The sequence below is a fragment of the Cupriavidus sp. FW305-F7 genome (assembly GCF_058782875.1).
The window spans coordinates 93,453-105,653 of sequence record NZ_JBYSYC010000018.1; the positions used below are offsets into that span (position 1 = coordinate 93,453).

Annotated in this window: 11 protein-coding genes; 10 read left to right on the forward strand and 1 reads right to left on the reverse strand. The window is 65.1% G+C overall.

Features of this window, described 5'->3' with window-relative positions; all coding sequences use genetic code 11:
• The first annotated feature begins 2 nt into the window (after positions 1-2).
• The 9 genes from AC3WL8_RS18375 to AC3WL8_RS18415 all read left to right on the forward strand — a co-directional run bounded on the left by AC3WL8_RS18375 (position 3) and on the right by AC3WL8_RS18415 (position 10,037).
• Positions 3-1,115: a DSD1 family PLP-dependent enzyme gene (locus tag AC3WL8_RS18375; RefSeq protein ID WP_211981358.1), complete on the forward strand. Its 1,113-nt coding sequence runs from the start codon at positions 3-5 to the stop codon at positions 1,113-1,115.
• 129 nt (positions 1,116-1,244) lie between these two features.
• The gene (locus tag AC3WL8_RS18380) at positions 1,245-2,699 is read left to right on the forward strand and encodes an N-acyl-D-amino-acid deacylase family protein (RefSeq protein ID WP_153954042.1); all 1,455 of its coding nucleotides are present in this window, start codon (positions 1,245-1,247) and stop codon (positions 2,697-2,699) included.
• A gap of 67 nt (positions 2,700-2,766) precedes the next feature.
• Entirely contained in the window at positions 2,767-3,396 is a 630-nt protein-coding gene (locus AC3WL8_RS18385; RefSeq protein WP_153954043.1) for a helix-turn-helix transcriptional regulator, read from the forward strand.
• A gap of 254 nt (positions 3,397-3,650) precedes the next feature.
• Positions 3,651-4,664 carry a Bug family tripartite tricarboxylate transporter substrate binding protein gene (locus AC3WL8_RS18390; protein ID WP_211981356.1) on the forward strand — a complete coding sequence of 338 codons (1,014 nt, stop codon included), beginning with the start codon at positions 3,651-3,653 and terminating at the stop codon, positions 4,662-4,664.
• Positions 4,665-4,678: 14 nt separating this feature from the next.
• Entirely contained in the window at positions 4,679-6,430 is a 1,752-nt protein-coding gene (locus AC3WL8_RS18395) for an IlvD/Edd family dehydratase (RefSeq protein ID WP_153954045.1), read from the forward strand.
• Between the two features lie 12 nt (positions 6,431-6,442).
• A complete protein-coding gene (locus AC3WL8_RS18400) occupies positions 6,443-7,390 on the forward strand; it encodes an NAD(P)-dependent oxidoreductase (protein ID WP_153954046.1) in 948 nt (315 codons plus the stop codon).
• A gap of 89 nt (positions 7,391-7,479) precedes the next feature.
• Entirely contained in the window at positions 7,480-8,265 is a 786-nt protein-coding gene (locus tag AC3WL8_RS18405) for an SDR family oxidoreductase (protein WP_153954047.1), read from the forward strand.
• Positions 8,266-8,339: 74 nt separating this feature from the next.
• A complete protein-coding gene (locus AC3WL8_RS18410) occupies positions 8,340-9,275 on the forward strand; it encodes a dihydrodipicolinate synthase family protein (RefSeq protein ID WP_211981354.1) in 936 nt (311 codons plus the stop codon).
• 30 nt (positions 9,276-9,305) lie between these two features.
• Positions 9,306-10,037, forward strand: coding sequence for a ribonuclease activity regulator RraA (locus AC3WL8_RS18415; protein ID WP_153954049.1), 732 nt, complete (start codon positions 9,306-9,308; stop codon positions 10,035-10,037).
• 51 nt (positions 10,038-10,088) lie between these two features.
• Here AC3WL8_RS18415 and AC3WL8_RS18420 read toward each other — a convergent pair whose 3' ends face one another.
• Complete coding sequence (locus AC3WL8_RS18420) at positions 10,089-10,970, reverse strand: LysR family transcriptional regulator (protein ID WP_153954050.1); 882 nt, start codon at positions 10,968-10,970, stop codon at positions 10,089-10,091.
• Positions 10,971-11,173: 203 nt separating this feature from the next.
• On the opposite strand from AC3WL8_RS18420, the gene AC3WL8_RS18425 reads away from it, so the two are divergent.
• Complete coding sequence (locus AC3WL8_RS18425; RefSeq protein WP_153954051.1) at positions 11,174-12,199, forward strand: Bug family tripartite tricarboxylate transporter substrate binding protein; 1,026 nt, start codon at positions 11,174-11,176, stop codon at positions 12,197-12,199.
• The last annotated feature ends 2 nt before the right edge of the window (positions 12,200-12,201 follow it).

Sequence of the window (12,201 nt, forward strand, 5' to 3'; positions counted from 1 at the left end):
CCGTGAGTCCCTGGAAAGCAGCCCAAATCGGCGACCCTGCCGTTGCCATCGATACACCCGCGCTCGTGCTCGACCTGGATGCATTCGAGCGTAATCTGAAGCGAATGGCTGACGCATTGCGCGGCCGGAACGTGCGTCTGCGTGCCCACGCCAAGAGCCACAAGTGTCCGGAGATCGCCTTGCGACAGATCGCATTGGGCGCTGTGGGAATCTGCTGCCAGAAGGTCAGCGAGGCTGCCGTGTTTGTCGAGGCCGGCGTTACCGACATCCTCATCAGCAACGAGATCGTCGGTGCAGCGAAAATCCGCCACCTGATGGAACTTGCCGGCTCTGCCCGCATTGGGGTTCTGGTCGATGATGCCTCGCAGATTCAGGCTCTGGCCGCCGCCGCACAAGCATCCGGGAAGAGCGTGGATGTCTATATCGAAATCGACGTCGGCGCCCATCGCTGCGGCATCCCTCCAGGTGAAGAAGCGGCGCATCTCGCAGAATTGATTGTCTCCTCACCGCTGCGCTTTGCCGGGCTGCAGTGCTATCACGGACCGGCCCAGCATCTGCGCACGCCGCAGGAGCGTACTGCCGCAATTCGCGATGCCGCTGAACTCGCGCTGTCGACAAAGAAAATCATCGAGGCACGTGGCATTCCGGTTGAGATTATCGCTGGCGCAGGCACTGGCACGTTCCTCCTCGAGCGCGACTCCGGCGTCTATAACGAGCTTCAGTGTGGCTCCTATGTCTTCATGGATCGCGACTACGGCGAAAATACGCGTGGGCCGGACGACATTCCCTTCGAGCATGCGCTCTTTGTCCTGACGACGGTGATGAGCAGGGCCACTGGCGAGAGGGCTATCGTGGATGCCGGCCTGAAGGCCTCCAGTGTTGATTCCGGCATGCCACTAGTGTGGAAGCGCAGCGATCTGAAATACCTGAAAGCATCAGACGAACATGGCGTAATTGCTACCCCCAGTCCCGCTTCAGTGGAGCTGGGAGAGAAACTGATGCTCATTCCCGGCCACTGCGATCCCACCGTCAATCTTTATGATTCTCTGGTCTGCGTACGCGATGGAAGGGTCGAAGCGCTATGGCCGATTGCGGCGCGTGGCGCTCTGCTCTGACTGCCATTGCCGATGGTCTGCGAGCACGATTGACATGCATTGATCGCGTCGCCGATCCCGCGACGCGATGCATCACCACACAGCCCGGCTTCCGGAGCAATTGATGAACACGATACCAGGGAGTACCCGATGAGTGAGCGTTATGACGTCATGATCCGCAATGCCTCGATTGTCGACGGAACGGGGGCTCCACGTTATGCAGGCGAGGTCGGTATCAAAGGTGACCGTATTGTGCGCATCGGCGATTTGCGGGGGGGCAGCGCAGCCACGGAAATCGATGCATCTGGCCTTGTGGTGGCGCCTGGTTTTATCGATGCGCACACGCATGACGACCGCTTGCTGCTCTCTGGTGGGGACATGGCTCCCAAGGTCAGCCAGGGTATCACTACTGTGATCGGCGGCAATTGCGGCGTTTCGCTGGCGCCGATGCCGCGGCAGATTCCCGATCCGGTCACCCCGCCGCTTAACCTGCTCGATGATGGCGGTGCGTGGTTTCGGTTTGCTGCCTTTGCGGAATACCTGGAAGCGTTGCGCGCCCAGCCCGCGGCAACGAATTGCGCCATGCTGGTCGGCCATACGACATTGCGGGTCGCGACGATGAATGATCTTTCCCTGCCGGCAAATCCGGACGAAATCGCAGCCATGCGCGCGCTGGTCGATGAAGCCATGCGCGCCGGCGCGATTGGCGTGTCAACGGGGCTGTTCTATGAACCGTCGATTGGGGCGCCAACGGAAGAAGTCATTGAAATATGCGAGCCGCTACGCGAGTACGGCGGAGTCTATTGCACGCATATGCGAAACGAGGGCGACCACATCATTCAATCACTGACCGAGACCTTCCGCATCGGTCGCGAAGTCGGTGTACCGGTCGTCATCTCGCATCATAAGCTGGTCGGCGTCAACAATTATGGTCGCTCCGCGGAAACGCTGAAGTTCATTGCTGAACATATGGAAAAGCAAGAGGTTTGCCTCGACTGCTATCCTTATCCGGCGTCGTCCACCATTCTGTCCGCGCATCGCGCACGTAATGCGACCCGGGTGACCGTGACCTGGTCAAAGCCCCTGCCACAGTATGCCGGCAAGGATCTGGCCGACATCATGGCCGAACTCGGTGACACACAGGAAGAGGTAGTCGACCGGCTGTCCCCCGCCGGTGCGATCTACTACATGATGGACGACCGGGATGTGCAGCGCATCCTGGCCTTCGACCAGACCATGATCGGCTCGGACGGTTTGCCCCACGACGACTCTCCGCATCCGCGTCTTTGGGGAAGCTTCCCACGTGTTCTTGGCCACTACGGACGGTCCCTGGGCCTGTTTTCGCTTGAGACCGCGATCCATAAGATGACCGGACTGACCGCCAGGAATTTCGGGCTCGCCGACCGTGGGGTAGTGCGGGAGGGCGCCTTCGCAGACTTGACCGTTCTCAATCCCGAAACAGTTGGCGAGGGAGCGTCATTTTCCAGGCCGATTGCACCGGCCATAGGCATTGATACTGTGCTTGTCAACGGCAGCGTCGTGTGGCGCGATGGCAAGTCCAGCGGCGCGCGGCCCGGCCAGGTGCTACGGCGGGAGCGAGCGTAATCGCCGAGCCAGGAGTGGCCGGGCCGTTTCTTTGACGTAATATCTTGATTTTAGATATTATTTCCAAATGAAAAAACTTTCGGCGGAGCAGCAAGCGCTGCTTGAACAAATTGAGCAGGTCGCGCAGGGTCTCGGCGAGACCCTGGCACCGTTCTGTGAAGTCGTTGTACATGACCTGCTGCATCCAAAGCAGGCCATCCTGGCGATCCACAACAATCTATCGGGCCGCAAGGTTGGCGATCCGGCCACAGAACTCGGTATCGCACGCATTGCCGATCCGGAGTTTCCGCAAGTCATCGCGAACTACGCGAATCAGTTCGCCGATGGCCGCCAGGCAAAGAGCACGTCCATAGGCATCAAGGATTCGAGTGGTCGCTACGTGGCGGCCTTGTGCATGAATGTAGACCTGACGCTTTTCCGAGGCTTGCAAAATGCGCTGAACCAGTTTGGCAGCGTCGGCTCTGCTGCAGGTGTGAGCGAATCGCTCGATCCGGCCGGCGCCGAGGCCATCAGGCGCCGCATTGACCAGTTCGCTGCGCGGCTTGCGACCACGCCCCGTTCCCTCAAGGCGCAAGAGCGTCGCGCACTGATGCGCGAGCTCAAGGAGTCGGGCTGTATGGAGGTGCGCCGAGCCATGGAGATCGTCGCGCAGCATCTGGGCGTCTCGCGAGCCTCGGTGTACAGCTATGCTAAGTGACGCTGGCCTGCTGCCCGGCTCGTTTCCGCATTCATTCCGCTAACGCGGGTTACGCCAAGCGTAGCCCCCCAAGCCGGCCTCGGCCAGGGTCGGCCCGTTTAGCAGCGAGCGGCCCTGGGGGGCCGCGGAAACCAAAATAATCTTTTGGTTAATCGGTCTGGAGATCGCTTTTTTTCGCCTTCCGTCTTCGTCAAACTCCGTGCATGACGCATCCCCGGCTGTGGGTGCGCTGACAACAAGAGACCGGAGACGACATGGATTTCCCTACCACCAATGCGACTCGTCGCACCCTGCTGCGGGCAGGGCTGTTGGCCCTCACCGCCATGGCCGCTTTCACCAGTGCCCCGGCCGCGTTCGCGGCCTATCCGGACAAGCCGATCCGGCTGGTCGTGCCTTATCCGCCGGGCGGCGCCACCGACGTGATCGGCCGCATCGTTGCCACCCGCCTGGGCGAAGTGCTGGGTCAGCAGGTGGTGGTTGACAACCGGGGCGGCGCGGGCGGGAACATCGGCGCGGAAGTGGTCGCCCGCAGCGCGCCAGACGGCTATACGTTGCTGATGGGCGCACTGACCTCCCATGCAACCATGGCGACCCTGGAAAAAGGGCACTTGCGTTACGACATCCTCAAGGACTTCGCCCCGGTGATGGTCGTTGGCTCGGTGCCACTGGTCGTGGTGGTCAATCCGAGGGTGCCGGTCAAGACGCTCCAGGAACTGGTCAGCTACGGCAAGGCCAATCCCGGCAAGCTTAACTACGCCTCTTCCGGTGCCGGCGCCCCGCAGCGCATGGCGGCTGAGATCTTCAAGAAAGAGGCCAATATCGACATGACCCACGTGCCGTACAAAGGCAGTGGTCCAGCCATGACAGACCTGGTGGCCGGGCAGGTCAACATGATGGTGGAGACGGTGCCGGCCGCGCAGCCGTTCATCAAGGCAGGCCAGTTGCGCGCGCTTGCCGTGGCAGCACCCAAGCGCATCTCGATGCTGCCGGACGTGCCGGCTGCCGCAGAGAGCGGCATGCCTACCCTGGACGTCAGCTCCACCTTCGGCGTGCTGGCACCGGCGGGCACGCCCGCGCCGGTGGTTGAGCGCCTGAATGCGGCGCTGGCCAGGATTCTGGCATTGCCCGACGTCAAGGCACAGTTCCTGAAACAGGGTGTCTATGCCTTGCCGCCAACCAGCCCTGAAAAATCGGCCGAGCGCTTGCGTACCGAAGTCACACGCTGGGAGAAGGTCATCACCGACGCCCATATCAATTCCGATAGCTGAACCGACCACGAACCATGACCACCAATAAACCCAAAGGACCGGACGCTTCCTCCGGGGATACAGGCCTGCGCAAGGGACTGACCAACTATGGCGACCTTGGGTTCTCGCTGTTCCTGCGCAAGGCGTTTATCAAGGGCTCGGGCTATACCGATGCAGCACTCGACCGCCCGGTGATCGGTATCGCCGATACCGGCAGCGCATTCAACCCGTGCCACGGCAACATGCCGCAGCTGATCGATGCGGTGAAGCGCGGCATCATGCTTGCCGGCGGGCTGCCGATGGAATTCCCGACCATCTCCATCCACGAGAGCTTTGCCGCGCCGACCAGCATGTATCTGCGCAACCTGATGTCGATGGATACGGAGGAAATGATCCGCGCCCAGCCGATGGATGCGGTGGTGCTGATCGGCGGCTGCGACAAGACCGTGCCTGCGCAGCTGATGGGCGCGGCTTCTGCCGGTGTGCCCGCGATCCAACTGGTTACTGGCGCGATGCTGACGGGTTCGCACCGCAGCGAGCGGGTCGGTGCTTGCACCGACTGCCGCCGCTATTGGGGCAAGTTCCGCGCCGGGGAAATCGACGCGGAGGAAGCCTCGCAGGTCAACAACCAGCTGGTGGCCAGCGTCGGCACCTGCTCGGTGATGGGCACCGCCAGTACCATGGCCTGCCTGGCCGAAGCGATGGGCATGAGCCTTCCAGGCAGCGCCACGCCGCCGGCCGTGACCGCCGACCGCATCCGCATTGCCGAGGAAACCGGCGCACGTGCCGTGGCGATGGCACACGAGCGCCTGACTATCGACAGCATCCTGACGCCGGCCGCGTTCGAGAATGCCATGCGCGTGCTGCTGGCCATCGGCGGCTCGACCAACGGCATCGTGCACCTGGCGGCCATCGCGGGTCGCATGGGCCTGGATATCGATATGCAGGCGCTTGACCGCATGGGCCGCGAAACCCCGGTGCTGCTCGACCTGAAGCCGAACGGCCAGCACTATATGGAGGACTTCCACAAGGCCGGCGGGATGGCCACCTTGCTGCGTGAACTGCGCCCGCTGCTGCGCCTCGATGCGCTGACCGTCACGGGGCGCACGCTGGGCGAGGAGATAGACAATGCCGGCCCGGGCTTCGCGCAGGATGTGGTGCGCAGCTTCGACAACCCGATCTACCCGCAAGGCGGCATTGCCGTGCTCGCCGGCAACCTGGCGCCTGGCGGCGCCATCATCAAGCAGTCCGCGGCGAGCGCGGAGCTGATGGAGCACGAGGGCCGCGTGGTGGTGTTCGAGAACGCGCAGGACCTGATCGAGCGCATCGACCTGGACGACCTCGACGTGAGCGCCGATGACATCCTGGTGCTGAAGAACATCGGCCCCAAGGGCGCGCCCGGCATGCCCGAGGCCGGCTATATCCCGATCCCGCGCAAGCTGGCGCGGGCCGGTGTCAAGGACATGGTGCGGATTTCCGACGGACGCATGAGCGGCACCGCGTTCGGTACGGTGGTGCTGCATGTGACCCCCGAAGCCGCCGTGGGCGGGCCGCTGGCGCTGGTGCAGACTGGCGACCGCATCCGCCTGAGCGTGAGCCGCCGCGAGCTGGCCCTGCTGGTATCGGATGAGGAACTGGCGCGCCGCCGCGCGGCCGCCCCGGTGGTTGAGCCGAGCGCGCCGCGCGGCTACCTGAAGCTGTTCCTGCAGACCGTGACGCAGGCCGACCAGGGCGTCGACTTCGACTTCCTGCGCGCGCCCGAAACGCGCGGCAAGGCACCTGAGTAAGAAGGGGGGGACATGACAAGCGATACACGTGAGCCCGTGCTGCGCATCGGCGTCTTTGAAGCTGCGCAGCAAGACGCGATCGACGCCGCATTCCGCTGCGTCTCCGAGGCCGAGATTGCGGCTGACGCCGGCTTGCGCGGCGCGGTGCGCGCCATCGTCACGCGCAGCAATTACCAGGTACCCGCGGCGGTGATAGACAGCCTGCCTGCGTTGCGGGTGATTGCGACTTCCGGCGTGGGCTACGACGGCATCCCCGTCGCCCATGCCGCCAGGCGCGGCATCGTGGTCACCAACACGCCCGGGGTGCTGGACGCGGCCGTCTGCGAACTCGGCATCGGCCTGTTGCTGGCGCTGCTGCGCCGGATTCCCGCCGCCGATCGCCATGTGCGCGGCGGCGCCTGGCGCGAGGACGACTTCCCGCTCACCACCAGCCTGGCCGGCAAGCGCGTCGGCATCATCGGGCTCGGTCGCATCGGCACGGGCATTGCGCAGCGGCTGGCGCCCTTCGGCGTGGAGCTGGCCTACACCGGCACGCAGCGAGCAAGCCTGCCATACCGCTATTGCGAGAGCCCGATCGCGCTGGCTGCGTCGGTGGACATCCTGCTCCTCACCTGCCGTGCGACCGAACAGAATCGCCACCTGGTCGATGCCGCGTTACTGGCTGCGCTGGGGCCGGACGGCTACCTGCTCAATCTGGCGCGCGGCAGCGTGGTCGACGAGGCGGCACTCTGCGAGGCCCTGCAAGCCGGCACGATCCGGGGCGCGGCGCTCGATGTGTTCGAGTTCGAGCCGTTGGCCGATTCGCCGCTGACCGCGCTGCCCAACGTGTTGCTGTCTCCGCACGCGGGTACGGCCACCCGGGAAACGCGCGCGGTGATGCTGCGGCTGATGCTGGACAACGTGCAAGCCGTGCTGGCAGGGCGAACGGCGCTGACGCCGGTGGCGGTGGCGGTGGCGTGAGGGCGGGCCCTGGCGCGGCAGCTCAATCGAGCGCGCGGCGAACGTAATTTGTCAATCCAGGCGTTTCAAGATATTCAAGCGAGGTATTCATGCAACTAGGAATCGAAGGCAAGGTAGGACTGGTGCTGGGCGGCGGCGGCGGCCTGGGCAGCGCCATCGCGCTGGCGCTGGCGGCGGAGGGTGTGAAGGTCGTGGTCGCCGATGTCAATGAGGAAGCGGCAAGCCGCACCGTGGCAACGATCGTCGCCAAGGGGGGCACGGCGCTTGCGCGCACCTGGGATCTGGCGGACCTGGCGTCGATCGAGACCCATGTCGCCGCCATCGAGGCCCAGTTTGGCCAGGTCGATATCCTGGTCAACAATACCGGCGGCCCGCCGCCCACCACCGCGTTCGGCCAGGAACCGGCACTGTGGCGCAAGCACTTCGAAAGCATGGTGCTGTCGGTGATCGCGATCACCGACCGGGTGCTGCCCGGCATGCGGGCCAGGCAGTGGGGGCGCATCGTCACCAGCACCTCGTCCGGCGTGGTCGCGCCGATTCCGAACCTGGGCATTTCCAATGCGCTGCGCCTGTCGCTGGTGGGCTGGTCCAAGACCCTGGCGCGTGAAGTCGGCCGAGACGGCGTGACGGTCAATATCGTGCTGCCGGGGCGCATCGCCACCGACCGCATCCGCTTCCTGGATGAAGTCAAGGCCGGCCGCGAGCAGCGCCCGGTGGAGGAGGTGTCGGCTGAAAGCACCGCGGCCATCGCGGTGGGCCGCTACGGCCGCCCGGAGGAATATGCCGATGCGGTGACGTTCCTGGCCAGCGACCGCGCCGGCTATATCACCGGCTCCACCATCCGCATCGACGGCGGCCTTATCCAGAGTATCTGAGGCTCGCGGGAACTGCCCCCCGCGCCCCGGCACGACCGACCCGACCCAACACCAGCTTTCGCGGAGACCCAAAGATGCTGTTGACCGCTGACGCCAAGGGCGTCTTCCCCATCGCGCCCACTCCATTCCTGGACGACGGATCGATCGACGTGAGTTCGATCGATCGTTTGATGGACTTCTATCTCGGCTGCGGCGCGACCGGCGTGACCGTGCTCGGCCAACTCGGCGAAGCGCCCAAGCTCGAGCACGCCGAGTCGATCGACGTGGCCGCGCGCATGATCCGGCGCGCGGGCGGGCTGCCGGTGGTGGTCGGGGTCTCGGCGCCGGGTTTCGCCGCCATGCGCGCGCTGACGCGCGAGGTGATGGACCTGGGTGCGGCCGGCGTCATGATCGCGCCGCCCAACACGCTGCGCACCGACGACCAGATCGTCGGCTACTACCGGCAGGCGGTAGACGCGATCGGCGCCGACGTGCCGTTCGTGCTGCAGGACTATCCGCTGACGTTCTCGGTGCAGATGACGCCCGGCGTGATCCGCCGCATCGTCGGCGAGTTGCCCTCGTGCGTCATGCTCAAGCACGAAGACTGGCCCGGCCTGGAAAAGATCTCCGCCCTGCGCGCTTTCGAGAAGGACGGTTCAATGCGGCACATCTCCATTCTTTGTGGAAACAACGGGCTGTTCCTGGACTATGAAATGGAGCGCGGCGCGGATGGCGCCAATACCGGCTACAGCTTCCCCGATATGCTCTGCGACCTGGTGCGCTTGTCGGCCCAGGGCGAGCGCGAGGCCGCGCACGATCTCTTCGATGGCCACCTGCCGCTGCTGCGCTATGAGCAGCAGCCCGGTGCCGGCCTGGCCGTGCGCAAGTACGTGATGATGCGCCGTGGGCTCCTCGCCTCCGCGGCGCAGCGCAAGCCAGCGGCGGCCATGTCGGCGACGGCCCGGCACGAAGTGGAGCATCTGCTGCGGCGTCTCGCAAGGCATGACTCGCGCGCGGCACTGGCAGATTAATCCCCAAACCAAATGCAACAAGGAAACATCATGGCGACCACATCGCTTCCCCTCGACGAAAGTGTGATCAAGGCGCTGCAAGGCGTGACCACCGCAACCCTGACCACCGTGCTGCTCAAGCATGGCCTGCGCAACGTCTGGCTGCGCGGCACGCGGCCTCTGGCACCCGGACAGCCGCGCCTGGTCGGCCGCGCTTTTACCTTGCGCTTCGTGCCCGCGCGCGAAGACCTGGCCACGCCGGCCTCCTGGGGTTCGCCGATTTCCACGCGCGCGGCCATCGAGGACATGCCGGCCGGCTGCATTGCGGTGGTGGGCGCCCTGGGTGTGACCGATGCAGGCATCTTCGGCGATATCCTGTGCGCGCGCCTGCGCAAGCGCGGCGTGGCCGGGCTGGTGACCGACGGCGTGGTGCGCGATGTGGCTGGGGTGCTGGGCACGGGATTGCCGGTATGGTGCCAGGGCGCAGCGGCACCCGCTTCGGTCGCCGGTCTCACTTTCGTCGGCTGGCAGGAACCCATCGACTGCGGCGGCGTTGCGGTGTTCCCCAACGATGTCATCGTGGTGGACCAGGACGGCGCGGTGCTGATTCCCGCCGCCATGCTTGACGAAGTGATTGCCGCCTCGGTGGAACAGGAGCGCCTGGAGGGCTGGATCATGCAGGAAGTGGAGCGCGGCATGCCGTTGCCCGGCTTGTATCCGCCCAATGAGGAGAACAAGGCGCGGTACAAGGCCTGGACGGAAGGCGAAGGCGCGGGCCGCTAAACGCTGTGGGCGCCAACGCGCGCCCGCGCCGTCATTGCGGCGGCCGCGCGTTCAGGTTCCCCGTGCACGCCGCGAGGCCATGCCGAACTCCAGGAATGCCTGCGACAGGGCGGCGTGCGCGCCGTGTGGCGACCACAGGAACCCCACCTTGCGCACCGGCGCCCGCCCGGGCAGCGGGATCCGCGCCACCTTCAGGCCCTCGGGCCATGGCGGCGTCCAGTCCGGCACCAGCGAGACGCCGATGCCCTGGTGGACCAGGGTGGCGATGGCATTGAGCGCATCGATCTCCAATCGCTCCTGCGGCACGATGTTGTGCTCCTGCAGGTAGCGGTCTGCCACCATGCCGCCCCACACGGCGCGGTCATAGCGAATGAACGGCTCGCCGGCGAGCAGGTCATGCGCGCCGCGGCCGGCCATGGCCTGCGATGCCAGCACGATGAACGGTTCTTCCACCAGCACTTGCCAGGCGAATGCCTTGGGAATCGTGAACTGCGGTGCCACGATGATGCCAGCGTCCAGTTCACCCGAGACGATGCGCCGGTACAGGTGCGAAGAGGCGCCTGGCTCCACGTAAATCTTCAGCTGCGGATGCGCCGTGTAGAGCCCTTCCAGTATCGGCGGCAACAGGCCGGTCAACGACGAAGTCGACACGCCCAGCCGCAGTTCTCCCACCAGGCTGTCGTCATGCGCCACCGCGCTCAGGTCGCGCACGTCGCGCACCACCGCGCGCGCCTTGGGCAGGATGCGCAAGCCCCCCTGGGTCGGCAGCACCGTGCGGCCCGCGCGCTGAACCAGCGGGGTATCCAGCGCGTCCTCCAGCGCCTGGACCCGCGCCGCAATGGCGGCTGCCGTGAGGCCCAGGCGACGCGCGGCTTCCGCGAAGGAACCGTACTCGACCACGGCGACAAAACTCTGCAGGTAGCGGGTGTCCATAACAAAAAAATTCTATTGATTGAACAAGGCGGTCAATGCTGTTTTTGCATTCTGCCAGTTTCTAAAATCTGTCTCAAATCAAATCAGGATTCCGCAGGAAACAACGCGGCCTGAATCGATAACAGGAGCATCGCCCCATCCGTGGACAAAGATCTGCGATGGACGAGTGCTGAAAGCAGGACATAACAACCAGGAGACAGTCCATGCCCACCACGCCCCCAACCACGCCCGTCAGCCGCCGGGTCAGCGATGAGCGCCGCCGCATTGTGCTCTGCGCGTCGATTGCCGGCATCGTCGCGACACTCTGCGCCGCGCCTTCAGGCGCGGCCGACGCCTATCCGACCAAGACTATCCGCATCGTGGTGGGCTTCGCCCCCGGCGGCGGCGCCGACATCGTGGCCCGCGAACTTGGCGCCCAGCTCGCCAGGCAAACCGGCCAGACTGTGATCGTCGATAACCGGCCCGGCGCCACCGGCACCATCGCGGCGGCCAACCTGGCCCAGTCGGCCGCCGACGGCTATTCGATCATGCTGGCGTCGCAGTCGACCATGGTCATCGCGCCGAGCATGTATGCAAAGCTGCCCTTCGATCCGCTGAAAGACTTCATGCCGGTGACGCAAGTGGTGTCGATGCCGCTGGTGATGGTGGTGCACCCGTCGGTGCAGGCCAGTACGGCGCGGGACGTGATCGCGCTCGCGCGCGCCGGCAAGCTGAGCAGCTATGCCTCGTCGGGCCTTGGCGGCCCGCAGCACATTGCCGGTGCGCTGTTCGATTCGATGGGTGGCATCGGCCTGACGCACGTGCCTTACAAGGGTGAGTCGGCGGCGCTGACCGACGTGATGGCGGGCACGGTGCCGGTGATGTTTGCCAACGTGCCGGTGGCTGCGCCGTTCATCAAGAGCGGCAAGCTCAAGGCAATCGCGGTGTCCAGTCTCGCGCGCGCCCAGGCGCTGCCGCAGGTGCCGACGCTGTCGGAAGGGGGGCTGAACCGCTTCGAGGTGCTGACCTGGTATGGCCTGTTCGTGCCTGCCAGGACGCCCAGGGCCATCGCCAGCAAGATCAGCGACGAAGTCAGCGTAGCCCTGAAGGATCCTGGGCTGCGCGCCAAGTTCGCCGAGCAGGGCTTCACTATCCTCGGCACCAGTCCCGAACAGTTTGGCAAGTTCATGGCCACCGAAGTCCCCAAGTGGGCCAGCGTGGTGAAGAGCGCCGGCATCCAGCCCGAGTGAGC

Bases quoted from the DNA above. Each gene is read 5' to 3' on its own strand.
- AC3WL8_RS18400 (WP_153954046.1), top strand. From the start codon at position 6,443: ATGACAAGCGATACACGTGAGCCCGTGCTGCGCATCGGCGTCTTTGAA.
- AC3WL8_RS18420 (WP_153954050.1), bottom strand. From the start codon at position 10,970: ATGGACACCCGCTACCTGCAGAGTTTTGTCGCCGTGGTCGAGTACGGT.
- AC3WL8_RS18405 (WP_153954047.1), top strand. From the start codon at position 7,480: ATGCAACTAGGAATCGAAGGCAAGGTAGGACTGGTGCTGGGCGGCGGC.
- AC3WL8_RS18425 (WP_153954051.1), top strand. From the start codon at position 11,174: ATGCCCACCACGCCCCCAACCACGCCCGTCAGCCGCCGGGTCAGCGAT.
- AC3WL8_RS18415 (WP_153954049.1), top strand. From the start codon at position 9,306: ATGGCGACCACATCGCTTCCCCTCGACGAAAGTGTGATCAAGGCGCTG.
- AC3WL8_RS18380 (WP_153954042.1), top strand. From the start codon at position 1,245: ATGAGTGAGCGTTATGACGTCATGATCCGCAATGCCTCGATTGTCGAC.
- AC3WL8_RS18385 (WP_153954043.1), top strand. From the start codon at position 2,767: ATGAAAAAACTTTCGGCGGAGCAGCAAGCGCTGCTTGAACAAATTGAG.
- AC3WL8_RS18390 (WP_211981356.1), top strand. From the start codon at position 3,651: ATGGATTTCCCTACCACCAATGCGACTCGTCGCACCCTGCTGCGGGCA.
- AC3WL8_RS18395 (WP_153954045.1), top strand. From the start codon at position 4,679: ATGACCACCAATAAACCCAAAGGACCGGACGCTTCCTCCGGGGATACA.
- AC3WL8_RS18410 (WP_211981354.1), top strand. From the start codon at position 8,340: ATGCTGTTGACCGCTGACGCCAAGGGCGTCTTCCCCATCGCGCCCACT.